20 protein-coding genes are annotated in these 24689 nt (G+C 51.2%); 10 read left to right on the top strand and 10 right to left on the bottom strand.

Annotation, left to right across the window (positions count from 1 at the left end; translation table 11 throughout):
- The first annotated feature begins 39 nt into the window (after positions 1-39).
- The 4 genes from Q1A54_RS11945 to Q1A54_RS11930 all read left to right on the top strand — a co-directional run bounded on the left by Q1A54_RS11945 (position 40) and on the right by Q1A54_RS11930 (position 7362).
- Positions 40-3690, top strand: coding sequence for an SbcC/MukB-like Walker B domain-containing protein (locus tag Q1A54_RS11945; RefSeq protein ID WP_299988293.1), 3651 nt, complete (start codon positions 40-42; stop codon positions 3688-3690).
- 223 nt (positions 3691-3913) lie between these two features.
- On the top strand, positions 3914-5956 hold the full coding sequence (locus Q1A54_RS11940) for a tetratricopeptide repeat-containing sensor histidine kinase (RefSeq protein ID WP_299988290.1): 2043 nt from the start codon (positions 3914-3916) through the stop codon (positions 5954-5956).
- Positions 5957-6082: 126 nt separating this feature from the next.
- Positions 6083-6919, top strand: coding sequence for a thermonuclease family protein (locus Q1A54_RS11935; protein WP_299988288.1), 837 nt, complete (start codon positions 6083-6085; stop codon positions 6917-6919).
- Positions 6920-6963: 44 nt separating this feature from the next.
- Entirely contained in the window at positions 6964-7362 is a 399-nt protein-coding gene (locus tag Q1A54_RS11930) for a hypothetical protein (protein WP_299988285.1), read from the top strand.
- A gap of 71 nt (positions 7363-7433) precedes the next feature.
- On the opposite strand, the gene Q1A54_RS11925 is transcribed toward Q1A54_RS11930, so the two are convergent.
- Positions 7434-8282 (bottom strand): universal stress protein, encoded by an 849-nt coding sequence (locus Q1A54_RS11925; RefSeq protein ID WP_299988282.1) that lies wholly within the window; start codon positions 8280-8282, stop codon positions 7434-7436.
- 537 nt (positions 8283-8819) lie between these two features.
- Positions 8820-9887, bottom strand: coding sequence for a DUF6687 family protein (locus Q1A54_RS11920; protein ID WP_299988278.1), 1068 nt, complete (start codon positions 9885-9887; stop codon positions 8820-8822).
- Between the two features lie 197 nt (positions 9888-10084).
- Between Q1A54_RS11920 and Q1A54_RS11915 the strand changes: the two genes are divergently transcribed.
- Positions 10085-11602 (top strand): nicotinate phosphoribosyltransferase, encoded by a 1518-nt coding sequence (locus tag Q1A54_RS11915; protein ID WP_299988276.1) that lies wholly within the window; start codon positions 10085-10087, stop codon positions 11600-11602.
- On the opposite strand, the gene Q1A54_RS11910 is transcribed toward Q1A54_RS11915, so the two are convergent.
- A complete protein-coding gene (locus tag Q1A54_RS11910; protein ID WP_299988272.1) occupies positions 11599-11889 on the bottom strand; it encodes an HNH endonuclease in 291 nt (96 codons plus the stop codon). The two genes, Q1A54_RS11915 and Q1A54_RS11910, sit on opposite strands and share 4 nt — an antisense overlap.
- Positions 11890-12469: 580 nt before the next feature.
- Between Q1A54_RS11910 and Q1A54_RS11905 the strand changes: the two genes are divergently transcribed.
- The gene (locus tag Q1A54_RS11905) at positions 12470-13726 is read left to right on the top strand and encodes an MFS transporter (protein WP_299988270.1); all 1257 of its coding nucleotides are present in this window, start codon (positions 12470-12472) and stop codon (positions 13724-13726) included.
- A 42-nt stretch (positions 13727-13768) separates the two neighbouring features.
- Here Q1A54_RS11905 and Q1A54_RS11900 read toward each other — a convergent pair whose 3' ends face one another.
- Genes Q1A54_RS11900 through Q1A54_RS11885 form a run of 4 tightly spaced genes read right to left on the bottom strand, consistent with a single transcriptional unit; the run spans position 13769 to position 15999 of the window.
- Positions 13769-14191, bottom strand: coding sequence for a response regulator transcription factor (locus Q1A54_RS11900; protein ID WP_007660740.1), 423 nt, complete (start codon positions 14189-14191; stop codon positions 13769-13771).
- Between the two features lie 10 nt (positions 14192-14201).
- Positions 14202-15032 (bottom strand): ATP-binding protein, encoded by an 831-nt coding sequence (locus Q1A54_RS11895; RefSeq protein WP_299988265.1) that lies wholly within the window; start codon positions 15030-15032, stop codon positions 14202-14204.
- Positions 15029-15688, bottom strand: a complete 660-nt coding sequence (locus Q1A54_RS11890; RefSeq protein ID WP_299988262.1) for a hypothetical protein — start codon at positions 15686-15688, stop codon at positions 15029-15031. The genes Q1A54_RS11895 and Q1A54_RS11890 overlap by 4 nt, the downstream gene beginning before the upstream one ends.
- A complete protein-coding gene (locus tag Q1A54_RS11885; protein ID WP_299988260.1) occupies positions 15688-15999 on the bottom strand; it encodes a hypothetical protein in 312 nt (103 codons plus the stop codon). The genes Q1A54_RS11890 and Q1A54_RS11885 overlap by 1 nt, the downstream gene beginning before the upstream one ends.
- 110 nt (positions 16000-16109) lie before the next feature.
- On the opposite strand from Q1A54_RS11885, the gene Q1A54_RS11880 reads away from it, so the two are divergent.
- Positions 16110-16907, top strand: coding sequence for a class I SAM-dependent methyltransferase (locus Q1A54_RS11880; protein WP_299988257.1), 798 nt, complete (start codon positions 16110-16112; stop codon positions 16905-16907).
- Between the two features lie 794 nt (positions 16908-17701).
- On the opposite strand, the gene Q1A54_RS11875 is transcribed toward Q1A54_RS11880, so the two are convergent.
- Positions 17702-18937, bottom strand: a complete 1236-nt coding sequence (locus tag Q1A54_RS11875; RefSeq protein ID WP_299988255.1) for a lipase family protein — start codon at positions 18935-18937, stop codon at positions 17702-17704.
- 244 nt (positions 18938-19181) lie between these two features.
- On the opposite strand from Q1A54_RS11875, the gene trxA reads away from it, so the two are divergent.
- Complete coding sequence (gene trxA, locus Q1A54_RS11870; RefSeq protein WP_196115180.1) at positions 19182-19487, top strand: thioredoxin; 306 nt, start codon at positions 19182-19184, stop codon at positions 19485-19487.
- A 123-nt stretch (positions 19488-19610) separates the two neighbouring features.
- On the opposite strand, the gene Q1A54_RS11865 is transcribed toward trxA, so the two are convergent.
- Positions 19611-20990 (bottom strand): ATP-binding protein, encoded by a 1380-nt coding sequence (locus Q1A54_RS11865; protein WP_299988251.1) that lies wholly within the window; start codon positions 20988-20990, stop codon positions 19611-19613.
- Positions 20980-22359, bottom strand: coding sequence for a sigma-54 dependent transcriptional regulator (locus Q1A54_RS11860; RefSeq protein WP_299988248.1), 1380 nt, complete (start codon positions 22357-22359; stop codon positions 20980-20982). Before Q1A54_RS11860 ends, Q1A54_RS11865 begins: the two co-directional genes overlap by 11 nt.
- Before the next feature lie 290 nt (positions 22360-22649).
- Here Q1A54_RS11860 and Q1A54_RS11855 point away from each other — a divergent pair, with 290 nt between their 5' ends.
- Together Q1A54_RS11855 and Q1A54_RS11850 are read left to right on the top strand one after the other, a co-directional pair.
- Complete coding sequence (locus tag Q1A54_RS11855; protein ID WP_299988245.1) at positions 22650-23903, top strand: efflux RND transporter periplasmic adaptor subunit; 1254 nt, start codon at positions 22650-22652, stop codon at positions 23901-23903.
- Positions 23904-23950: 47 nt separating this feature from the next.
- Positions 23951-24670 carry an ABC transporter ATP-binding protein gene (locus Q1A54_RS11850; RefSeq protein ID WP_196115175.1) on the top strand — a complete coding sequence of 240 codons (720 nt, stop codon included), beginning with the start codon at positions 23951-23953 and terminating at the stop codon, positions 24668-24670.
- Positions 24671-24689: the final 19 nt, after the last annotated feature.

Below are 24689 nucleotides of genomic sequence, written 5' to 3'. Positions count from 1 at the left end.
CAGTACCATTATCCCGAAACAAGCTCAAGCTTTTAGCCCATGAAAATCCTCGCCGTCCGCTTCCTGAACCTCAACTCACTCAAAGGTGAGCACGAGATCCGTTTCGACCAGAGTCCGCTGGCTGATGCGGGGCTGTTTGCCATTACCGGTCCGACTGGGGCTGGCAAGACGACCATTCTGGATGCGATTACGGTGGGACTTTACGGACTGGCGCACCGGCACAGCAATGAGCGTCCGCTGGAGCTGATGACACGTCACACGGCGGAGTGCTATTCGGAGGTGGAGTTTGAGGCTGCTGGCAAGGTATACCGCTCCAAGTGGCACCTGCGTCGCAGCCGTGGCAAGGCAGATGGCAAGATACGGCCCGTGCACATGGAGCTGTACGACTTCGACAAAGACGAACTGCTGGACCTGAAACCGAGCGAAGTGCCTGCTATGGTGGCTGAGATCTGCGGACTTGACTACAGCCAGTTTCTGCGTTCCGTCATGCTGTCACAGGGAGATTTTGCCCGCTTCCTCAAGGCAAACCCAAACGAGCGCAGCAGCCTATTGGAAAAAATCACCGATACCGGCATTTATTCCGACATTTCGAAGTTCGCGTTTGAAAAGGCCAAGCAGGAACGACTGAAATACGAAAGCCTGGAGCAACTGCTCCAGCACACGCAGCTATTGCCAGAAGAGCAGCGTGCAGCCTATGAAGCCAGCATACAAGAGCTGTCGACACAGGAAGCTATACTGCAGCAAGATCTGATTACGCTGCAGGCCAAGGTGCAGTGGCTGCAGCAGGTGGCGCAATTGCAAACACGTCAGCACCAGCACCAGCAAGCCCTTGAGGTGCAAGAACAGAAACTCCAGCAGCTGCAACCCGACTTTGTAAAGCTCGAGCAGCACCAGCAGGCCCATCAGTTTGTGGGTGAACTAGCCGAGATCCGTAGTACTAACAGCAAGGTACTCGAAACGCAGGAGCAGCTGCAGACCCTGCAAAAACGGGTGCCTGCACTGGAGACCGAACTCGAGGCAGCCGGAAAACTCGCGATAGAAGCCACCAAAGCGTTTGAGCAACAGGAGGATGCGATTCAGAAACTGGACCCTGTCCTGATGCAGGTAGTTCGGCTTGACCATCAGCTCAACAGCATTCGTGATGCTTACACCAAGAATAAAAATAGCTATGTCACTTTTGAGCAGCAACTGCAACAGGAGCAGGCTCTACTGCAGGCCAAGCAAGCTGAACTGGAAAAGCTCACCCAGGAGGCGACAGGTATAAAGAACTGGTTGGAGCAGAATGCCAGACTGCAGGACCTGAAAGAGCATCTGCCTGAGTTCAAAGCTACGCTGCGCGACCTGCAGGAGGTAGAGCAGCGCATCCGGCGCAACCAGCAGGAACAGCAGGAACTAAGCCAGCAACAAACTAAGGAAACCAGGCAACTGACCGAGCTGCAGGAACAGCAAACAAAACAGCAGGCCTTACACGATCAGCTGCAGCAGCAGAAAGGAGAAAAGTTAAGCACCCTGCAAGGTATACTGGCCTCCAAAAGCATGGAAGAACTGGAGCAGTCTGCGCAGTCGCAGCCTGCTTTGCTGGCCCGCTTTGAGCGTCTGCATGAACTGGCGCAGCAGCATGCCTTGCAGCAGCAAAAACTACACGTCAGCAACGAGCAACTGATACAGTTACAGCAGCAGTACAAGTCAGCAGACAACACCCTTCAGGAGCATAAAAACAGGTATAGCCAGGCAAGCGAGCACCTGCAGGCACTCCAGAAACTCGTGCAGCTACAGCAGCAGATTCAGCAGTACGAGGAAGCCCGCCATACCTTGGCACAGGACGAGCCATGCCCCTTGTGTGGCTCCACTCACCACCCTTTCGCTGAGGACGGCTATACCTTTGACCTGCCCGAGGAAGTGCAGAAGCGTGATAAGCAGCAGGAACTGGTAAAAGAGTTGGAGAGAAGCCTGCAGCAGCTACAGGTACAACTCAGCTCGCTCGAACAAAAGCAGCAGTTGGAGCAAACATCTAGAAATGAGGCTGAAACAGAAGTTCAGCGCCTATGCCATACCTTTGCGCAAGTGGCCGAAGGTATAGCACAGGAGCTAAGTATAGACAACTTAGACCAATTAGCGCAGCTGCTGCATACCCAGCAGGAAACCGCTACGGCATTGCAGCAGCAACTGGCGCAGGCCCGGGCGCTGAGCCGTGAGTTGGAAGGTATAAACCAGCAGCTGCAACAAGTTCGCGAAACACAGGTACAGTCCCAGTCGGCATTGAACCAGCTGCAGGCCTCTGACAAACTCCTCAGCACACAGCTCCAGAAACTGCAGGCAAACTTGGCCGATGAGCAGGAGCAACAACAGGCGCACACCGAAACGGCCGAATCCTTTGCAGCCACTTTTGGCTTAGTTTACAAAGCAGAGGAACGTCATATTCTCTTACAAACATTAGAGCAGCAGGCAATTTCCTATACCCAGAAGCAGCAGGCACTGGAGGGTATGCGTGAACGATACATCGAATTGCAGCAGTTGGTAAAGAACCTCAGGACAAACGAAACGCAGAAGCTTAAAGAGCTGGAAGAGCGCAAACAACACCTGAAGGAAGAGCACGAACAGCTGACCAAACTTAAGGGTGAGCGCTATACCTTGTTTGGCGACAAAGACCCGGACAAAGAGCGCAGACTGGCGAACGAGGAGCTGAGCGCCAGGGCCAGGCAGGCGGAAGAGGCACGCCGCAGCCAACTGCAGAAACAGCAGGAGCTGCAGGAAGCACGTACCCGCCAGACCGAATGTCACCAAAAACACCAGCAGAACAGTTCGGTGTTGGAGGAACTGCGACAGGGTTTATTGCACGTGCTGCACCAGAAAGGCATTGAAACGATCGAAGCGCTGAGCCAGATGCTGCTGCACCGTGACGAAGCCGACCGCCTGGCCAACCAAAAGGCACAGACCGAAAAGCAACTGACCGAGCTCCGCAAAAGTCTGAGCGACGTGCAGCAGGAATTGGAGCAGCTTCAGCAAAAACAGCTGACTGACGAAGGTATAGAACCCTTGCAAGAACAGCAGCAACAGAAAACTACTCAGCAGCGGGAGCTGATCTCGCAACGGGCACGGCACCAGCAAATCTTGGAGCAGGACACCCAACAGCGCGAAAAGAACAGAGAGCTGGCCGAGCAACTGAAAACACAGCAGCAGGTATGCCACCGCTGGAGTCAACTGGCTGACCTCATTGGCTCCGCCGATGGCTCCAGGTTCAGCCGCTTTGCGCAGGGACTCACGCTGGCCCGCCTTGTAGAGCTGGCCAACCGGCACCTGCTCAAGCTCAACGACCGCTACCGTATCCTCAAGTCACCGGACGAGGACCTGGCTTTGCAGATCGTGGACACCTACCAGGCAGAGGCAGTGCGACCGATGAACACCCTGTCCGGGGGCGAAAGCTTCCTGGTAAGCCTCGCATTGGCCCTTGGCCTTTCTGACCTGGCCGGTCGCCGGACCCAGATCAACTCGCTCTTCATCGACGAGGGCTTTGGCACGCTTGATGCAGACACGCTGGAGGCTGCCATCACCACACTGGACAACCTGCATGCCGCCGGCAAAACGATCGGTATCATCTCGCACGTGGAGGCACTGAAAGAGCGAATCAGTACTCAGATTGTGGTGACCAAAAAGCCGGGTGGGGTGAGTACGGTGCACGTGGTCAGCTGATTTTGCTTTTCAGCAGCTTTTCATAACATAGGATTACAATTGACTGAAACGGGCAGTTGCGCCCTCCTGTGGCGAGTAGCAGCACTTCGTTTAAAAGCTAATTGCATTTTTCTAAAGTGCCTTTATATTCCCGGATTCAGATTAGCATTTATAAACATTAAATCCTTATATTGCTCACTAATACTGAATTCATTACGGTAATTCTAACTGTAGAGAGGTGCCTATGCTTCTACTATTCCTGACTCGTCTATTCCTACTTATAAGTCTAACGCAGCCACAGCAAAAGATCCTGATACAGGATCTGAAAACTGAATTGGACCAGACTGAAGATGTGACCCGGAAGATAGAGCTGTACTGCGAACTGAGCAAGGTGCACAAAAGCATCAACCCGAAAACCACCATTTCCTACGGCAATAAAGCAGTAGCACTGGCCCAGAAGGCAGGCGATGACAAACTGCTGGCGCAGGCCTATAATGAAACCGGTTCAGGCCACTACCTGCTCGGCGATATCGACAAGGCCGTTCAGTTTTATTACATGGCGCTTCGCATTCGCGAGAAGTTGGGTGATCCCTCAGACCTGAGTGCCAGCTACAACAACATCGGCAACGTGTATGCCGACCAGCACAATCACAAAGAGGCGCTTCCGCTCTACAAAAAGTCACTTTCACTTGCCACTACGGCACAGGACACACTGCGCATGAGCAGTGCCCTGAGCAACATAGGCGGCGTATACCTGGACCAGGGAAAGTATGACCTGGCACTGGTCTATTACCGCGAAGCACTCCCGATTCAGGAAGGCCTGGACGATAAGCAGGGAATTCTGATTTCGCTGATCAACATTGGAGAAGCCTACAATGGCAAGAACGATTACCAGACGGCCCTCACCTATTTCAACAAGGCCCACCAGATCGCCAATAACCTGGGTAGTCCGCACGACGAGGTGTATGTGTTGCGGGGCAAGGCCGAATCGTACCTCAAAGCCGGTAAATACGAGAAAGCACTCGACAACGCCTTAGCCAGCATGGAGCTTGCCAAAGCCTACGAGGGCAAGTATGTGCTCAAGGAGAACGCTGCCATTCTGGACCGCATTTACGCAGCCATGGGCAATTACGAAATGGCCCACCATTACCTGACGTTGCACATGGCTTATAACGATAGTCTGCACAACGAGCGGGCGGCAGACCGCATTGCACAGGAACGTGTGAAATACGAAACAGCCCAAAAGGACAAGGAAAACCTGCTCCTGCGGGCAGAGCAGGAGCTGAACCTGCGCAAGCTGGAACAACGCAGTATCGTGCAGTACTTCACTGTTGCGCTACTGCTGTTGGTATGCGCCATGGCCTATGTGTTCTTCAGGGGAAGGCAGCACCAGAGTCGCATCAATAAACTGCTCACTCAAAAGAATGAGCTGATCATGCACAAGAACGAGGCGCTGAACCAGCATCAGAAAGCCCTGACGGAGCAGGCCCAGCAGCTCAACATTCAGAAAGAAAAACTCACTCAGCTTAACACCATTAAGGACAAACTCTTCTCCGTGATCGCGCATGACCTGCGTGGCCCGCTGGTGGCACTCAAGGGTCTGCTGCATGTAATGGCCATGGGCAAAGTTCCCGCCGATAAGCAGGAAGGGCTTTTCAACAGCTTGGTGAAAGGGCAGCAAAACGTGCTGTGGATGCTCGACAACCTTTTTGACTGGGCCAGGGCACAGATGGAGGGCTTTGAGGCTGACCCCAAACCACTGCCTTTGCGTGAGTTAGCGGACGAGAACATCCGCTTGTTACAGCCGGTCGCCAGCAGCAAAGAGATCGTGCTGGAAAACAAGATCGACCCCAACCTGACAGGTTGCGCCGACAAGGAGATGGTTCGCCTGGTGCTGCGAAACCTGATCTCCAACGGCATCAAGTTCTGTAAGGCCGGTGATACCGTGACACTTACTGCGAAGCTGAAAAATGACTTCGTGCTGGTATCGGTGAAAGACACCGGTATAGGTATTACACAGGAAGTGCAGAAGAAACTGTTTGGAGGCAGCAGCTACTCCAGCCGGGGCACCGCTAACGAAAAAGGGAGCGGGCTGGGCCTGGCGCTATGCAAAGACTTTGTGGAGCACAACGGCGGTTCGATCTGGGTAGAAAGCATGCCGGGCAAGGGCAGTACTTTCCTGTTTACCCTACCCCACACTGTAAAAGCAGAGGAAGACGAAATCAACACGCCACCTAGCTCAGAGGAGACGGAAGAAAAAACAGCCGAACAGCTGCAATTAGCCTAGTGCTTTTTTTTAAGAAAACTTCGTGAAGGCTGCTTCTGACAGGAGGCAGCCTTTTTTTGCAGCCGCAGGTAATAAAAACAAATACTTCTGTTTGCGGTAAAAGGAGAATAGCAGCACCTTTGCCCCATGAACAAGCTCATCTTATACCTGCTCGCACTCACCAGTCTGCTGGCTGCCCCCGGCTGCAAGCAGGACAACGAAAAAGCACGCGAAGAATTCCGCCAGCGCCGTGGGGCCATTGAGCACCCTGTGGAGCCGACCACCACAACCCAATCCGATGAACCAGAGAGGCCGGCTGTGGTTCCATCTGACAACACCCGGGCCACGCCTGATGACGAAACACCTGCTATACCTGGTGACCGTGTAGTCGGTGTAAAAGACGGTGACACCTTTGAGCTGCTGCGTAACGGGCAGACCATCACGGTGCGTTTACTGGGAGTCGATACACCAGAGAAAAACCAGGCTTACGGACAGCGGGCGAAGCAATTTGCCTCAGACCTGGCCTTCGGTAAAAATGTGCGACTGATCGAGCACAACAAAGACCGCTACGGCCGCACCGTGGGCACGATCATACTGCCTGATGGTCGCAACCTGAACGAGGAACTGGTGCGCGAAGGTTTTGCCTGGCACTACACCGCCTATTCCAAAGACAAAACACTGGCCAACCTGGAGGCCGACGCTCGACGCTTTAAAAGAGGCCTCTGGCAAGACCCGAATCCGGTAGCCCCCTGGGATTTCCGCAAGCAGAAACCTGAGCCCGTGGACAACAGCAAAGCCGCTATACCTGCCGGGGCCACCAAACGACAGGTATACCTCTGCGATAGCTCCGGCTCGGCGGTTTATCATTACAGCAAAGACTGCTCCGTGCTGAAGCGCTGCAAAGAGCAGGTGCTGACAGTGACAGAAGCCGATGCGATCCGCCAACACAACCGACGGGCTGATAAAACTTGCAGCCCTAAATAATTCCGCTTATTTTGGATTCCGCATTCTATTCAACGCATCACTTTATGTTAAAGAAAACCCTGGCAGGTATGTGTGGCCTGCTCATCTCACTGGCTGCCTGCCAGTCACCCGACAACACACAAACAGAACAAACTGAAACACAGGAGACAACTGCAACTGCTGACACGACACAGCAGGCTCGTCGACCGAAGCCTGAAAACTACTCTTTTAAGGGAGTGGAGAAAAAACGCGTCTACATTTGTATGGACCCAACGGATGACCTGTTTCACCAAAAGCACGACTGTCCGGTACTGATTAGTTGCGCAAGTACTTTCCGCAACCTGACGCTGCCGCGTGCCGTGGAAGCTTTTGACCGCTACAACTGCGAAACCTGCAGCGCCGACCTGGCTTACGTATTTGATGAAAGTGCCGTGCGCATGGAAACAGGGCTTGGCGATAATTAGAGATAACTGACAGTACATAAAAAAGCGGCAGCCCCGAAAGAGGCTGCCGCTTTTTTTATGTACTGTATACCTTATTTTATTCCTTTCAATACCAGCAAAGGTACTGCTGCCTGGTAGGTCATTTTCTCGGCCAGGCTTTGTGAGAAGAGCTCCCGCAGGAAACCTTTTTCACGTCGCAGGATGGCAACCATGTCGGCTCCTGAGGAGTCGTAGTATTCCTTTATACCGTCGGTGCGGTGTTTGCTTACCACTTCTTCAAAATGGATAGGTGCGCCTGGGAACGCATGCTCCATCTCCCGCACAAAACGATCTTTCTTGTCACCGCTTGTGCGTCCTTCTTTGTTCACATGCACTACCTCTACGCTGGCTCCGAACATGCTGGCAAAATCCAGTACTTCGCGCAAGGTTGCTATATCGTCTTGCGCGTAGTCAGAGGCATAGACAATCTTATTGATGCGCGGATACTCTGACGTGGAAGGTATAGACAGCACCGGACATTTTACCTGTTCCATCACTGCCTCGGCATTGCTGCCGATCAGCAGTTCTTCCAGGGCATTGCCACCACCAGTGGTGCCCATCACGATTAAGTCGTAGCCGCTGGTTTTGGTGAGGTGCTCCGTTATATCGGTGAGCAGCGCTTCTTTCAAGATATAGTCGCAGGTGAATTCCCCAGTCCGGTTTGCTCCATGTTGCTCCTCTATTTCGCGGCAGAGGTTTACCAGTCTTTCTTCAGCATCCCGCATTTGCTCACCCAGCAGTTCGCTGGCCACTAGGGCGGTTTCAGAAGTATCGACAATTGGCAGGTGTACGACATGCAGCAGGGTCAGGTGGCCTCCGGACTGGCGGGCGATCAGCACAGCATAGTCCAGGGCTTTGGCAGCTGTTTTAGAAAAGTCGGTCGGGCAAAGAATTTTTTTCATGGTGTCTGGTGGTTGCGCAAGGCGTCTATATCAAAGATTTACTATGTATACGTATCGAAGCAAAAATGTGCTTTAATCCCGATAATAAAAATGACCTGCATCACCTCCGGCAAAATCCCTTTCGCCCCTTTGGCTAATCTCCGGGAGGTTAAGCCAATCGCTGTCTCCGGGGGTAGGGGCCACTACTGATCGCAACATGCTAAAAAGGGTTTGCAAATCTTTAAAGCTAGATTCTGCAAATTAAAACTGTCCCCTTGAGGACAAACGAGAACGCGAGTTCGAAGATCGCGACCGTAGGTAAAAAGGGGGGTTCTATAGGCCGAAGACCATTCAGAGCAGAAACCAAATAGCACAACAGCAGCCTTTTACACCCCTATGGTCCCCTCAAGGGGACAGTTTCGCTTCTTGTATTCAGCCTCAATAGCCAGAAAACAATACTTTCACAGGTTTAAAACAGTAGTGGGTAAGGGCACACTTTCACCAAGATTCTGACAGGACGACAAAAGTTGAAGACCAATCCTGCAGAGAACTGCTGTCCTATTTGCCTATCTCCTTGTTCAGTCCTTTTACTTCATCCCAGGTCCAGAAATGCTTCGGGGCTATAATGGCGTACTTCTCCCGGAAGTAATCCACTACTACTTGCTTCATCTGATCAGCAGGTATAGACGAGACGTAAATTTCGCGGGTGGTTGGATGATCATAGCGCTCCATACGCGAGAGGTCCTTTCCTTCGAGGCGCAGCAGCGGGCCGGTTTCTGTTAGATTGTCTGCCGTCCAGGTATAGCCGGATGTTTCCAGGGCATTGAGCTGTTCCGCCAGTGGCTTCAGGCTAATACGGGGCAACGTCGGCCGAGAGGCAAAGTCTATCCAGGTGGTATATTTATACTCCAATTCGTAACGGTTGCCTTCGTAGCAGCTCAGTACCATATCAAAACCAATGGTGCGGCTGAAGAGGGCATAGTAGTGCACCGGACGCTGGGTGTCAATCACGATTAGGCCCAAGTCAGGGTAGCGATGCAGTTTGGTGTCTGGCTTGTACATGTCACGGTAGCCCAGCAGCACATCTGCCACCTCCTCTTCCCAGACCGGCTTTTCCCAATCAGGATCCTGGAGCACACGGCCAAACTCCCGCAGAAAATACCGGAACTTATCGACACAACGCTTCGCTTCTTTTTCTTCGGACTCGTCTGCTGCAAAAGGGGCATAGAACATGTCGCGCTCCCGTGTATTGAGCCAGCAGACCAGTTTCAGCGCCTCCCCTGCCAGCGGGTGGTTCAGGTCGAGTTCACGGAAGTCGCCGATATGGGCCATCAGGCGCAGCAGTTCCTCATTCTCCAGCGCCAGCTCCGGATTCAGCAGACTCCATACGCCCACAAATCCGTCGACATCGAAATGGTTAGCGGTGACGTAAGGCAGCTCCAGACCAGGCAGGTTAAGCCGCAGGGCATGCAGCACCATGGCAGCACTGGTATCGTCGCGCACTTCAGTCGGCGAGGGGGCTCCGAGCCAGTGTGAAAGCACTAGTCCGTTAGGGTGCATGCTGTCCACAATGATGGCTTTTTTATCTTTTACTTCGCTAAAAGGTATAAACTGTCGCTTTATCATGCGCTAAATATAGCTAAATCTGATGTCATCCTTTAAATTCGGGCATTCAACAAAACAGGACAAGAATGACCGGGTTCTCAGGTTGAGCAATTTCTTCATCCCTAGGCTGACGGGAAGAAGTACTCGTAGCGCATAGGCACCACATCCAATTGTGTCCTCTTTCGTTCTTTCTACTGACTATCTTATCACAAGCAAACATGAACAACACCCTCCAGCAACTCTACCGCAGCTCCCTTTCGCTTCTGACCGACCTGTATCAGCTCACCATGGCTTATGGCTACTGGAAAGAAGGTATAGCAGAGCGTGAAGCCGTATTCCATCTCTATTTCCGCAAGTCACCATTCAAGGGGGGCTATACTGTGGCAGCAGGACTGGCGCATGCGGTGGAGTACCTGCAGCAGCTGCAGTTTACGGCGGAAGACCTGGCCTACCTAGGCAGCCTGCGCGGTAGTCAGGGCGAACCGTTGTTTGAGCAGGCTTTCCTGGACTATCTGCGTGACCTGCGCTTTACCTGCGACGTGGACGCCATACCGGAAGGCACCGTCGTGTTCCCGAGCGAGCCACTTATCCGGGTTCGTGGACCATTACTGCAGGCGCAGCTGGTAGAGACGCCCCTGCTTACGATCATGAACTTCCAGACCCTGATCGCCACAAAAGCAGCCCGCATAAAGGATGCTGCCAAGGGTGATATCGTGATCGAGTTCGGTATGCGCCGTGCCCAGGGTATAGACGGATCTTTGGCTGCTACCCGGGCTGCTTACGTGGGCGGTATAGATGCGACTTCCAACCTGCTGGCCGGCAAACTCTTCGACATACCAGTGCGTGGCACGCATGCCCACAGCTGGGTGCAGGCATTTGAAAGCGAAGAACAAGCATTTGAAGCTTACGGGCAGGCTTTCCCGCACGATTCTGTGTTCCTGGTGGATACCTACAATACACTGGAAGGCGTGCGCCACGCCATAGAGGTAGCCAAAAAGCTGGAGCCGACCGGCTTTAAGCTCAACGGCATCCGACTGGACTCCGGCGACCTAACTTACCTGAGCATCGAGGCCCGCAAGCTGCTCGACGAAGCAGGTATGGGCTATACCAATATTGTGGCCAGCAACGACCTGGATGAAAGCATCGTGAATAGTCTGAAGCAGCAAGGCGCCAAAATCAATGTGTGGGGAATCGGTACGCAACTGGTGACGGCCTACGACCAACCGGCGCTGGGTGGTGTGTACAAACTGGCTGCCTTCAAACAGGAATATGGGGAATGGAGTTACAGCCTGAAACTATCGGAGCAACTTGAGAAAACTTCCAACCCAGGTATACAGCAGGTACGCCGGTACTTCGACGAGCAGGGTTACATAGCAGACATGATTTACAACGAAGCGGTATCTCTGTCTGAAAAAGTACTGATTGTGAGTCCGCTCGACAGCACCCGCCGCAAGTCAGTACCAGAGGACACCCTTTACAAAGACTTGCTTATACCTGTGCTGAACAATGGAAAACTCGTAGCGGAACTGCCCGACCTGAAAACCATCCGCAAACACCGCGAAGAAGAGCTCAGCAAACTGCACGAAAGCATCCGCCGCCTGTTGAACCCGCATAGCTATCCAGCCGGTCTGGAGGCAAGCTTCCACCAATTCAAAACCGACCTGGTGCTGGCAATACGCGAGAAAGGTGAGGCTGCCATGCAAGAACGGCTAATGCAACAGAAGCAATCAGACTAGCGCCTGCGGCCGCGTCTGTTGGAGATGCGCTCAATGCGCTTATTGCGCACCCACTTGAGGTACTTTTGCATATCTTCTGCTTCTTGTAGAGCAGGGATGGAGTTGTACAGGGTAGCCAGTTCACGGTTGCTGAAGGTCAGGTGCAGGGTGCTGTGGCAGGGCTGGCAAAGTTCAGCTGTGGCTCCGTAGCGGCCTCCCTCCTCACGGGGCACGAGGTGGTGCCTGGTGAGGTACTGCACCTCCCGGCCACATAGTTCGCAAATCAGTTGCTCTTCTTTCTTTGCCATACAAGATTTTACTTTTCACAGGGGCTCTCAGTTACAGCTGAAAAGATTGCATCGTTCTGACACCCCTCTTCAGAGCACAAGGACCATTATGTTCTGACTATCATGGTCAGTTCCTGGAAATCCAGTCAGGAATACTGAAACGGAGATTATCCTATTGAGAAAATCATTTTGCTGGAACCTTGCAGCCATGCCCTCAGAATTCGATTACCGTATTATATTTCCAGGCACTTTGACTTAAGCCTTGTCCGATGCACTGGTTCTTTCTTAACAGCACCGCCTATTTACAAATCACACCCTTATACTTTCATAAAACATTTGTTCCGCTCGCAAGTTTACAATCCTTGCGCACTGCTACAATTGCTCACTCTTGTTGGCATTTTCTCAGAGAAACTAACCAATTGAAGGATCTGCTGAAGGAGTAAGGCGCTCGGTGAGCAAATCACGTATACCCAAAGTTCTTTGATTAGTCCGGGCATTATTTGGAGAACTATTCTGAAGCATGAACAGAAATAAAATTTACCTCCAGCCGTCGCAAATTATTTGTACATTGGCGCCCTGTTTTGATTTCAATGTTTAAACTATGAATAGATTTCAGGATAACAATCCTGCTTCGATAAGTGCTCCGGTACAGGAGCCATTGGTTCCTAAAGCTCAGATTCGGGAGGGACTGCTGATCTTTTTGCTGGCGGCGATCCAATTCACGCACATGATGGATTTCGTGATCATGATGCCGCTTGGGCCACAGCTGATGCGGGTGTTCAGTATCTCGCCCCGTGAGTTTGGACTGCTGGTGTCGGCCTATACCTTCAGTGCGGCCATTGCTGGTTTTGTGAGTGCCCTGTTCATCGATCGGTTTGACCGCAAGCATGCTTTGCTGGCGCTATACCTGGGTTTTATCATAGGAACATTGGGTTGCGCCATTGCCCCTAACTATGGTCTCTTGCTACTTGCGAGAGTAGTGGCTGGCGGATTTGGTGGTGTACTGGGTGCGCTGGTGCTAGCCATAATTGGCGATGCTATACCGGAGCAGCGCCGTGGTGCGGCTACTGGTCGCGTAATGGCGGCATTTTCAGTAGCATCTATCGCCGGTATTCCGATCGGGCTTTACCTGGCCAGCGAGATGAGCTGGCATGCTCCGTTTTACCTGCTGGTGGGCTTGAGTCTGCTTATTTTGCTGGTGGCGGTGCGTTTTCTGCCAGCCATGCGCGGGCACCTGACCAATGCAAAACGTGGCAATCCATTCCGAGCGCTCAAAGCGATGGTGGTGCAGCCCAACCTGCAGTGGGCGATGGCACTTACCGTTACGCTCACGATGGCTGGCTTCCTGGTGGTGCCCTTTATCAGCCCTTACATGGTGGCCAATGTGGGGTTTACGGAGCGTGACCTGAGCTACATCTATTTATTCGGAGGACTGGCGACGGTCTTCACCTCTCAGTGGGCGGGCCGACTGGCGGATAAGTATGGGAAGCAGTTTATCTTTCGATGGGCCGCCATCCTTTCTATTATCCCGATCGTGCTGATCACCAATCTGCCGCCTGTAGGTATGGTGCTGGCGCTCACGGTTTCTACGATCTTCTTCATCTTCTTCGGAGCCCGCTTTGTGCCGGCCATGTCGCTGATAACTTCCAGCGTAGAGCCGGAGTTGCGCGGCAGCTTCATGAGCATCAACTCGTCGGTGCAGCAGTTGGGCGCAGGTATAGCCGCCTTCGTGAGTGGGCTCATCGTGCAGGAAACGACCCATGGTACCTTGACTCACTTCAACTGGGTGGGCATCATGGCGAGTGTGGCCACCCTTGTGGCTGTGTGGGTGGTAAGCCGTATTCGGGCAGTTGGCTGACAAGCATGAAAAAAGCCGCTCGTAAGGGCGGCTTTTTTTATTTTATCGTAACGTGAAAAAATTCTGAGAGAAGACGGGATAGTGCGTCTTACCGTTTCGGAGCAGTTGGAGTACTTCCCGAAGCTCCTCCGGATCGGCGCTCTTGAGCAGGTAACCGTGTACACCCTCATCAAGCAGTTTCCTAACAAGCTCTTCCTCTCCGTACATCGAAACGACCAGAATTTTAACTGTAGGGTATTTGCTGAGTACGTAACGGGCCACGGCAATTCCATCCATATCAGGCATTTCGAGGTCCAGCATGATGATATCGGGAAGATTGGCCTCGATCTTTTCCAGCAGCTCTACACCGTTTGCAGCGTCACTTATCACAGTAATCTCCTCAAAATTCTTTAGAATTTCAATTACGCCCTTCCTGAAAAGGGTATGATCATCAGCGATCGCTAGTGTAAGTGGCTGCAGCTCCATATAGTAAAGCTTAGTTTAGCAAACCAAAGTTATAAATAATAATGATAATATATGCAACAGGGATCACTATTTCAGCTTTGATGCCCGCTCCTAACTTCGAAAAGAAGTTAATAGCACCATTTAGCAGGTCCACACGGCTCTGCAGATTTTTCAGGCCTAGTCCACCGCCTGCACTTCCTGTATCCAGGGTGGCGTCGTAGTTAAATCCTTTGCCATTGTCAGTATAACGCAGGGTCAGCTTATCGTCTTCCCGATGCAGGTTGATCGTAATCTGGGTAGCCTCTGCATACTTTAAGGTATTGTTTACGAGTTCTTGTAGGATACGGAACAGCAGCAATTCCTGCCGGGCTTCCAACCGAAAATTTTCAAGATTGTGGGTAAACTTCACTTCCAGGCCACTATCAGGCGGCACAGAATGCACTAGGCTGTTGATGGCCTGCACTAATCCCATCTTATCAAGTACGACGGGTAGCAGGTCATGTGAGATGCGGCGTACGCTCTGGATGGCCTCGTCAAGTAATGCTTTGGAGCGATGAGCCGTTTCGGCAGCCGCTTCATTTTCAGCACACTTGCGCTCTACCTGGCCGATGTTGAGCCGGATCAGGGCCAGCATACCGCCTACTTCGTCGTGCAGGTCACGAGCTACACGGCGGCGCTCTTCTTCCTGCGCTTCCAGGGCTGCCTCCAGCATTTGCCGCTGGCGCAGTTCCTGCAACTCACGCAGGTGCTCCTGGTGCTGCAGCATGCGCCGCTGGTAGGCAAACACAAACACGATAATGCCGATGGCCAGTACCAGCAACACTGGCGTGATGATCAGTAAAGGGGTTAAGGTTTCTATCATGCGGCCATTCTCTTTAGGATAAATGCCTGGCTACTGTAAAATAGTACATTCAGCACGAATATGATAGCTAAACATATGCGTGCCGTGTCGTAAGAAATAGCCAGTGCTTCATTAAAAATGGCATAGGACATACTTGTACCAGCATAATAAATCAGGATCGCACAACTCAATAAAAACATGGGGTCGCGATCGAGGTAAATGATCTTTGCATTGTTTGCGACTTTGTAGAAATATGTGATGGCCATGAGAATCAGCATCGCATTAGCCGCTATTCTTGACACCGAATTCATTTTCATGATTCCATCTGCGATGAAGGCATCATAGTAAATCAACACGCAAAGCCCGACTATCCCACCGATAATGGCTCTTTTTAATAGAAGCTTATCGAAACTATGATAAAAAATCCCTGCCAGTACACTGAAGCCAACCAAAGTATACACATGACCGATCCAAAGATTATTTTTGGTGCCTGACCATACTGTAATCAATGAAACTGCTTCAGTCAACACGCCAATGGTTATGAATAAAAGCAGCAACATGAATTGCTTGTTCTTTTGCTTCCTAATTAACCAGAGGCCAATCACAAAAGGCAAAACAGGACTCAATAATGATATCCATTTTAACCAGGGGTAAATATGTCCTATAAAAAAGTCCATTAACCGGCTAACTCGCTATTTACTGAACAATCTGGAGGGCAGGGACTAGATAAATCTAGAATCAGGCCTTCCGTCAGATCATTTCCTTCTGCGTCGGTACCTACCAGCAGTAACTGCTGCTCTCCGTTATCATCTAAAGCATAATAGATTCTCATTGCCACACATCCCTCCTGATCAAGAAGCTGCTTTACTGTTTCACCTCCAAACAAATGTGAGTTGGTTTTCCCTCTGCCACTTGACCTATATCTTGCTGTCCATTTCTTTGCCTGAGCACGGTCAATTGGCCCGCCCTCTTTTCCTGTGATCTTCATGTAGTCGTTTTGTTCGTAGGTAAGATTAAATGTAAATATAGAGAATTTTAGATTAAGCAATTTATAGTATTTTTATCTTTTAAATAATCTTACACTTCACAAAAAAAGGGATGGAACAGGAATATTTTGAAGCGAACAGACAAGCCTGGAATCTGCGCACGGCTGTGCATAAAGATTCGGCTTTTTATGACGTCGCCAGTTTCAAGGCAGGGAAGTCAAGCCTCAACGCCATAGAGTTAGAAGAGCTGGGGCCAGTGGCTGGCAAGCGTCTGCTCCACCTGCAATGCCACTTCGGTCAGGACACCCTCTCCTGGGCCAGACTGGGAGCCGAAGCCACAGGTATAGACTTGTCGGACGAAGCCATAAAAGAGGCAGAGAAACTAAACGACGAGCTTGGCTTGAACGCCCGCTTTGTGTGCTCCAATGTGTATGATCTGAAAGAAAACTTGCAGGGGCAGTTTGATATAGTGTTTACGTCCTACGGGGTGATTGGCTGGCTACCCGACCTAAACCGCTGGGCCGAAGTGATCGCACATTTCCTGAAGCCGGGCGGCACCTTCTACATGGTCGAGTTCCATCCGGTGGTGTGGATGTTCGACAATGACTTCACGCAAGTGCAGTACCCTTATCACAACACCCCAGAGCCAATTGTAGAGGAAAGCACAGGCACCTACGCCGACCGGGATGCCCCGATCCAGTACAAAGAATACTCCTGGAACCACAGCCTGAGCGAAGTGATCACAGCGCTGCTGAACCAAGGCCTGAAACTAGAGCTATTCTACGAATTCCCCTACTCCCCTTACAACTGCTTCAGCCACACTGTGCAAGACCCCGACGGCTATTGGCGCATCAAGCATTTGCAGAATATGATTCCGATGGTGTACTCGCTGAAGTGTACCAAGGTATAGGTTCTGTTCCGGTTGAATAAAAAAAGGCGCTTCGCTGGCCGGATTGGCTGAACGAAGCGCCTTTTTCTTGCAAGTAAGCCGACATATTGGACATATGTATGCCACAAGGGGACTTTTAATTCTACAAAGCCTTGTACAAAAATCCCTGTCATTCTGTTAAGAAACTTGGTCGTATGGGTGATAAGCCGCTGCTACTTGCGGGGGCAAAGGCTCTCTTCACCAAGATCCCTACGGGATGACAAATAAAGCAGAATGAAATGGGCCTACCCTTAGAGGGGGAATTTGGCTTTTTCAGTTTACAAATATTGGGGCTTAAGTTGGTGCTCCAGATGCCGGTGTCCAACCACCCCTGCCCCTCCTTATCCAAGGAGGGGAGCCTATAACTGCCAGTCCTTTAGTATAAGCCTTGTAGTGACTGCAACACACCACTGGCAGGTATAGCAAGACCAAGCCGACACGCATTGAAAGACTAACTCGCACGTTGGCTATGAAACAATCAGCAGTGCCAAGTGCACCAAATGACACTCCACTGTTCGAGCGTTCAGCGAGTTTGGAGCGTCTTGACTTTTTTGCTTACTTTTTGTGTCAAGACAAAAAGTAAGGCCCGCCCGGCCAGGGCAAACAGTGCCCGCCGCACAGGCGAAAAGCCAACTATGCAATAGCACAAGTCCCTACACCAGTAAAACCATTTTCTTAAAGGCTGAAACCATCTAGATTTCTCAATTCTTTCGAAATGACAAAAATTTGAAATGGCAAAGAATTGAGAAATAACTAAGAAGTAGCTTAAACTACTATTATGGATTCGCATTAAACGACTGCATCCAGGGTATCAAATCAGTAAGCATCGGAATCAAACTACCCCCATGATTACCATTCTGAATAGGTATAAGCTCCAAATTCGGAGCACCAGCCGCTTTCATCCGCTCATAAGTCTGCTTAGAATTAGCATAAGGCACAATCACATCGGCGGTACCATGGTACAATCGCGTCGGACTCTGCGGCACCCAATTGTTAAAGCTATTATCCTGCAGGGCCTTTTTAAGCACCTGCTCACCATTCCCACGGAGCCCTTCCAAGAAAGTAGCTGCAAACAGATTCTCCGTCTGAGTAGTCAGTTCCTTGTTGATGGCACTGCCACTATGCTGGCCATTAACCAAGCTAGCTAGCCGGGTAGCGTAAGGCTCCTGGTAAAAATCAGAAAGCGGACGGTTCCACTCGTAGGTCTTGTTGTAGCTCATCAGCACATAAGCCAGGTAGGCTGGATAGGTATAAGGCTTGCCCGCCACCACATCGGCCAGCATCTCAGTGAGGTCATAGCCACCAGCTCCTGCACCGGAGGCGGTGATTTTCAGACCATGCTGTGGATTCGTCTCAATCTCCTTTTGTGCAGCCAGTGTTACGTAGCCGCCTTCAGAGTAGCCCGCCAGAAACAATTGTCCATTATCAGTCATACCTTCTTGGGCGTATAGTGACTTGGCCGCCTTGATCATATCGACCACGGCTATACCTGAAGACTGCTGGTGATAGTAAGGGTGTAGGAATTGTTTAGAAGCCCCGAAACCTAAATAGTCAGGTATAAGCGTGATATAGCCACCGGAGGCAAACACTTCAAAACCAGTAAGGCCACCACTCATGGCGGAGGGCGCCTCGTCATGCTTGAAGATCGTGCCGTGCTGCACACTCAGCACAGGTGCAGGCGACGTTAGGTTCATCGGCAGAGCGACTAAGCCGGAGGCTACTGTTTCGCGGCCCTGGAAAGTGGTACGGTAGTTTACTTTGTAAATCGCTACATCATATTTGATCTGATTCTGGAAGCTGCCGGCATAGGCACCTGCCAGTTGCTTGAGCATAGCGGCCGGCAGGGTGCCTACCTTTTCTGACGACACGAGCAGTTCGCGCTCCGCTACGTTTTCAGGTACGGCCGCATCACTTTTGCTGCATGAGTTGAGCGGGAAGGTGGTTGTTACCAATAGGATGGCAATCGTCAGAGAGCTGAACCAATGTCTCAGCTTATATTTTAGGTTCGTCATGTTAATCAGGGAAAAACTTGTCAGTACAATAATCACGCCGCACCTACTATAGTTCCCGGTTAGTAGACAAACCAAGTATAGCACCCTCTACTCTGCAGTTAAATGCCTCGTCCCTGGTGTAATTTGCAGTGTCATCACTCGAAAGGAAATCGGAGACCTGTGCTAGCCTCCTTGCAGCTTTTTAGTGTCAGCGGGTTTTATCCTTTAGCTTTGCACTTCGTAAAAACAATTAAACAATAGAGCTATGGCAAAGAAATCATTCGCTGAACTGATCAAAAGCCCGGGCATGCCGGTACTCGTGGACTTTTACGCCGATTGGTGCGGCCCCTGCAAAATGATGAACCCGGTAGTGGAGCAGCTGGCCAAGGAGTTTTCAGGGAAGCTGAAGGTCATCAAAATAAATGTGGACAAGAACCAGGCTGCCGCTCAGCAGTACCGTGTGCAGGGTGTGCCTACTTTTATGCTTTTCAAAAACGGCCAGGTCGTCTGGAAACAGGCCGGTGCCGTGCCGGGGCATCAGCTAAACCAAATCATTCAACAGAACCTGTAGGAGTTAATAAGGAGTAGTGAGTAATTTATAATTTGTAAGAAAGAGTAGCGGAAGCTGATATACCTAAGCTTCAGCTGCTTGGCACTTCCACTCAACGTTTTCCAAACCATTCTTAATTACTCACTACTCATCATTGATTCGAAAGATCAGGCTGAAGGTGGTAGGACCGCCTGGGGGGCTGCTGACACGTATAGTGCCTCCATGTTGGCGCATGATTTGTCTGGAGAGGCTGAGACCTATACCTGAGCCCTGCTTTTTGGTGGTAAAAAAAGGAATAAAAATCTTATCCAGGTCTTCAGGAGCAATCCCTGTCCCGTTGTCCTGCACATCGATCCGAAAGCGACCTCTGTCCTGCTCTTCCTGATAGGCGATCACATCCACACAGGGTCCTGCTGTCTGCTGACATGCTTCCATCCCGTTCTTGATCAGGTTGATCAGCACCTGTTCGATCAGCTCCGGGTCTAGCTGCAGTTCAGCCTTATCATGGCGCAGGTAGATGGAGAGCTTTATTTGCCTAGCCTCCATTTCAGGCTGCAGCAGGGTCTGTACATTTTTGAGCAGGTCCTTTACTTTAACAGTCTGAACTTCTGGCGTTGGCACCCGCATCAGGCGGCGATAGTTCTGCACGAAGTGGAGCATCCCGGTACTTCGTTTCTCAATGGTTCTTAATCCCGCCTGTATATCCTCCAATGCCTCCTCCTCTGGCATTTCTCCGGCGACAGCCTTTGCGACCACCTCCTCTTCTACCAAATCCGAAACAGTAGCCGTGAGGGAGATGACCGGTGTGATGGTATTCATAATTTCATGAGTGAGCACCCGGATCAATTTCTGCCAGGTTTGCAGCTCCTGCTCCTCTAACTCTGATTTGATATTCTGGCATGACACAATCTTCAAGGTACGCCCCTGCGAGAACAGGGTGGTGGCATGCAGGGCCAGCTGCAGTTGCTCATCCCGTACCTGAAGGCTAACAAGCCTTCTCTCGTTATGACCGATGCTGTGCAACGTTTCCACCAGCTCCTCACTGATGCGGCCCAACGATTCTATGTGCTCCAGGTGAGGCGTGTGCAGTACTTCTTTCAACACATGGTTGACCAACTCCACACGTCCATTCTCCTCAAAAGAAACGATACCTACGCCAATGTGCTCCACAATCGCCTGCAGGTACAGGTGGTGTACCTGTTTATCCGTTTTGATGCGCTGGAAGGCATCTGCTACATCATTGAACGACTGATAAAGCTCCTTGTAGGTCGGATTGCCACCTTTTATTGCGAAGCGTTGTGTAAAGTCTGAGTGCTGAATAGCTTCCAGAAAGCTTGAAATATCGCGGTTGGTTCGTTCTACAAAATGCACCAGGTCATAGAGCTGAAAAAGCAGCAACAATCCCATGCAAATGGCTGTCATGTACCATTCAGTGCGGTATAGAACCAGAGTGATCCCGGCAATGCTGATGATCAACAGCATCACCCGCAACAGTAGGTTAACTCTGAAGCGGTTATAAACCATGTTTTTCTATGCGGCGGTAAAGTGCTGTTCTGGTGATGCCGAGTTCCCTTGCTGCATGGGTAATATTGCCGGCGTGTTTTACAAGGGCTTTCTGCACCATCATTTTTTCCAATGCCTCCAAGGTATAGTCGTTTTCCAAAACAGGCTCCTGACCGGTGACCTTAGCCGATACATCGTCCGGGGCAAAGTAAAAATCCTCTGGCTGCAGCTCCTGCTGATCACACAAAATCACGGCTCGCTCTAGGGCATGATCGAGCTCCCGGATATTGCCCGGCCAGCGATACTCTGTCAGCCGGCGGATGGTGCCAGGGGCTATACCTAGTCCTTCACGTTCATATTTCTGACTGTATACGCGCAGGAAGTGCTCCGCCAGCAACCGGATATCCTCACGACGCTCCCGCAACGGGGGCAGGTATATCTCTACGGTGTTCATCCTGTAAAGCAGGTCCTGCCGGAAAGTGCCATCCCGCACCATGTCGTAAAGCGGCATGTTGGTCGCGCAGATCAGGCGGATATCGATGGGTCGAGGTTTGTTGGTGCCGAGCCGGATCACCTGTCGGTTTTGCAGCACAGACAGGAGCTTAACCTGAAGTGGCAGCGACAGATTGCCTATTTCGTCCAGGAACAAGGTTCCGCCATTTGCGGCCTCCATCCGGCCCATGCGCTCTTCCTTGGCATCGGTAAAGGCGCCTTTGGCATGGCCGAACAACTCACTTTCAAACAGCGTTTCACTAATAGCTCCCAGGTCTACCTTCTCAAAGACCTTATCGGCCCGTTTCGACTTACGGTGCAGGGCACGTGCTGCCACTTCCTTGCCTGTGCCGTTTTCTCCGAGTATCAGCACATTGGCATCAGTACCGGCTACTTTTTCTATCGTCTGGTATACCCGCTGCATGGCCGGTGATACGCCAATAAAACCGGCATAGTGGAAGGAGGTCTGGTTTTGCTCGGCTGTTTCCGCACTGCGTTTGCCCACTCCCCTATTCTGCTGGCAGGCAGTCTTGAGAATAGCTACCAGCTTATCGTTCTGCCAAGGTTTTAAGACAAAATCGGTAGCCCCTTCTTTGAGGGCACGCACTGCCAGTTCAATATCGCCATAGGCCGTCATCAGAATTACCTTGACTGCCGGTGCCAGTTTCAGGATCTGTTTCAGCCAGTGCAGACCTTCCTTGCTGGAGGTGGCGCCGGTGCTGTAATTCATATCCAGCAGCACCACATCAAAACGATGCTCCTGCAACAAAGCCGGAATACTGTAGGGGTCCGAAGCCGTCACCACCATAGCAAAGTGCTGCTTGAGCAGCAGTCTGCTTGCCAACAGGATGTCTTCTTCGTCATCTACCACCAGTATTTTACAATCGGTTTTCCGCATGAGCTGCAAGGACTTTACAAATTCTTCGGGGTAAAGAAATACTTTCTGTTTCAGAATACCAAAAGTTATCCCCCTATGGCCCGACGTAAAATCAGAAAGAGAAAAACAGTGTATTTTTACTCGTGTGTTCAAGTGTTCGCATACAGACAAAGTAGTGTACGATACCGAACAGTTTAGCTCGACATCACCTGTCAAACAATGCACAAAACACTGTTATACAGCATTTTAATCACAATGGCACATTTATTGGCAATCCTTGTGCAGCATTACACAGAAACTCTTTCCCCGCTATGGATCGCGTCATAGAAAAGAAAAAATATACCCCTAAGAAAATCGCTGCTGCAGTCGGTGCTGCCCTACTGTTGGTGGTGATTCTATACAATCTACTTTTTGCAGAACACTCCTCTAAACTCAACGTTGACAGCAAGCGCATTACCGTAGGCACAGTAGAGAACGGCGTGTTTCAGGAGTTCATCGCCATCGATGGTGCGGTGGAGCCTCTCAAAACATTTTACCTGGATATATCAGAAGGTGGCCGTGTGGAGAAGATCTACACCGATGACGGCCGCATGGTTGAAAAGGGAGATACTATTCTGAAGCTTTCCAACACGACGCTCCAGATCGACTTCATGACCCGTGAAACGCAGCTCTACGATCTGATGAATGAGCGTCAGAACTCTGAGATCACCATGAAGCAGGAGCAGATCAGGCAGCTGAACCAGTTGGCCGAGATCGAATACAACCTGGCAACCGCTGAGCGGGCCTACAACCGGAATAAAGTACTGTTTGAGGAAAAGGTGATCTCGCAGGAGGAATTCCAGGCATCGAAAGAAGAGTACGAGTACCTCAGAAAACGCAAGATCCTTGGCGACCGCTCCGTGAAGCAGGACGCAAAACTGTTGGATGACCGCCTGCGCCAGCTGGATGAATCCATCAGAAGAATGCAGGCCAATATTAACATGGCTCGCAACACGCTGAACAGCTTGTATGTGACAGCCCCTATATCCGGCCAGCTTTCTACCCTGAAGGCCCAGGTTGGTGAGTCTAAAGGTGCCGGCGAGAACATTGGACAGGTAGACGACATGAGCGGCTACAAGGTGAGAGCCTCTATAGATGAGCACTACATCTCCCGCATTTACCCTGGGTTGGAGGGCAACTTCGACTTCAACGGACAGAACTATAAACTGAAAGTAGCCAAGGTATTCCCTGAAGTGCAGGGCGGCACTTTTCAGGTAGACCTGGAATTTGCCGGGGACGCCACTCCGCAAGGTATACGCCGTGGTCAGACATTGCAAATCAGGTTGAACCTGAATGATGGCGGCAAGGCCGTGCTCCTGCCACGCGGCGGTTTCTACCAAAGTACGGGAGGCAGCTGGATATTCGTGGTGGATAAGTCGGGTGACCATGCGACCAAGCGTTCCATCAAACTGGGTCGTCAGAACCCAAAGCATTACGAAGTACTTGACGGCCTGAAGCCAGGCGAGAAGGTAGTTCTCTCCTCCTATGAGAGCTACGGCGACATAGACCGGCTGGAATTAAAATAAAGGCTAAAACAACAATTTAACAATCATCAATCAACAATATAGAAACCATGAGCAAGGAAGATTTTATCATCGAAACACAGCAGTTAGAGAAAAAATACATCACCGACACGGTTGAAACGACTGCCCTGGCGGGTGTGGACCTGCGCATCGCCAAAGGCGAATTTGTGGCGGTGATGGGTCCATCCGGTTGTGGCAAGTCCACGCTGCTGAACATCCTCGGTTTGCTTGACAGTCCTTCGGGCGGCACTTTCCGCTTCCTGGGCCAGGACATCAGCCATGCATCGGAGCGCCAGCGTGCCAAGATACGCAAGCATAACCTGGGCTTTGTGTTCCAGAGTTTCAACCTGATCGATGAGCTGACGGTGGAGGAGAACATCGGTTTGCCACTAGCTTACCTGGGTATACCGCGTGCTGAGGCTGACAAACGTGTGAAAGAGGCCATGGAGCGTATGGGCATTGCCCACCGCCATGCGCACTTCCCACAGCAGCTTTCGGGTGGTCAGCAGCAGCGTGTCGCCATTGCCCGTGCTACAGTATCCAACCCAAGCCTGATCCTGGCTGACGAACCGACTGGTAACCTGGACTCAGTTCATGGCCGAGAGGTGATGTCGCTGCTGTCTGAGCTCAATGATGCAGGCACTACGGTAGTGATGGTAACGCACTCTCCTTCTGATGCTGAATATGCACACCGCATCGTGAATCTGTTTGACGGTCAGATCGTGACAGAGAGCCTCAACGCCAGAAAACACGCTGCCGAACTGCTCTAGGGCTGATAGCAGAAAATTC

The sequence above is a fragment of the uncultured Pontibacter sp. genome (genome assembly GCF_947502515.1).
GTDB lineage: Bacteria > Bacteroidota > Bacteroidia > Cytophagales > Hymenobacteraceae > Pontibacter.
The sequence above is the reverse complement of the archived record's forward strand: the minus strand, read 5'-3'. Positions and strand labels throughout refer to the sequence as shown.

What these genes read in the sequence shown, in the direction of transcription:
- Q1A54_RS11940 (WP_299988290.1), top strand. Translation starts at nt 3,914, where the DNA reads ATGCTTCTACTATTCCTGACTCGTCTATTCCTACTTATAAGTCTAACG.
- Q1A54_RS11910 (WP_299988272.1), bottom strand. Translation starts at nt 11,889, where the DNA reads ATGGCAAAGAAAGAAGAGCAACTGATTTGCGAACTATGTGGCCGGGAG.
- Q1A54_RS11880 (WP_299988257.1), top strand. Translation starts at nt 16,110, where the DNA reads ATGGAACAGGAATATTTTGAAGCGAACAGACAAGCCTGGAATCTGCGC.
- Q1A54_RS11895 (WP_299988265.1), bottom strand. Translation starts at nt 15,032, where the DNA reads ATGATAGAAACCTTAACCCCTTTACTGATCATCACGCCAGTGTTGCTG.
- Q1A54_RS11920 (WP_299988278.1), bottom strand. Translation starts at nt 9,887, where the DNA reads ATGATAAAGCGACAGTTTATACCTTTTAGCGAAGTAAAAGATAAAAAA.
- Q1A54_RS11850 (WP_196115175.1), top strand. Translation starts at nt 23,951, where the DNA reads ATGAGCAAGGAAGATTTTATCATCGAAACACAGCAGTTAGAGAAAAAA.
- Q1A54_RS11860 (WP_299988248.1), bottom strand. Translation starts at nt 22,359, where the DNA reads ATGCGGAAAACCGATTGTAAAATACTGGTGGTAGATGACGAAGAAGAC.
- Q1A54_RS11905 (WP_299988270.1), top strand. Translation starts at nt 12,470, where the DNA reads ATGAATAGATTTCAGGATAACAATCCTGCTTCGATAAGTGCTCCGGTA.
- Q1A54_RS11855 (WP_299988245.1), top strand. Translation starts at nt 22,650, where the DNA reads ATGGATCGCGTCATAGAAAAGAAAAAATATACCCCTAAGAAAATCGCT.
- Q1A54_RS11890 (WP_299988262.1), bottom strand. Translation starts at nt 15,688, where the DNA reads ATGGACTTTTTTATAGGACATATTTACCCCTGGTTAAAATGGATATCA.
- Q1A54_RS11925 (WP_299988282.1), bottom strand. Translation starts at nt 8,282, where the DNA reads ATGAAAAAAATTCTTTGCCCGACCGACTTTTCTAAAACAGCTGCCAAA.
- Q1A54_RS11945 (WP_299988293.1), top strand. Translation starts at nt 40, where the DNA reads ATGAAAATCCTCGCCGTCCGCTTCCTGAACCTCAACTCACTCAAAGGT.
- trxA (WP_196115180.1), top strand. Translation starts at nt 19,182, where the DNA reads ATGGCAAAGAAATCATTCGCTGAACTGATCAAAAGCCCGGGCATGCCG.
- Q1A54_RS11935 (WP_299988288.1), top strand. Translation starts at nt 6,083, where the DNA reads ATGAACAAGCTCATCTTATACCTGCTCGCACTCACCAGTCTGCTGGCT.
- Q1A54_RS11885 (WP_299988260.1), bottom strand. Translation starts at nt 15,999, where the DNA reads ATGAAGATCACAGGAAAAGAGGGCGGGCCAATTGACCGTGCTCAGGCA.
- Q1A54_RS11930 (WP_299988285.1), top strand. Translation starts at nt 6,964, where the DNA reads ATGTTAAAGAAAACCCTGGCAGGTATGTGTGGCCTGCTCATCTCACTG.
- Q1A54_RS11915 (WP_299988276.1), top strand. Translation starts at nt 10,085, where the DNA reads ATGAACAACACCCTCCAGCAACTCTACCGCAGCTCCCTTTCGCTTCTG.
- Q1A54_RS11875 (WP_299988255.1), bottom strand. Translation starts at nt 18,937, where the DNA reads ATGACGAACCTAAAATATAAGCTGAGACATTGGTTCAGCTCTCTGACG.
- Q1A54_RS11900 (WP_007660740.1), bottom strand. Translation starts at nt 14,191, where the DNA reads ATGGAGCTGCAGCCACTTACACTAGCGATCGCTGATGATCATACCCTT.
- Q1A54_RS11865 (WP_299988251.1), bottom strand. Translation starts at nt 20,990, where the DNA reads ATGGTTTATAACCGCTTCAGAGTTAACCTACTGTTGCGGGTGATGCTG.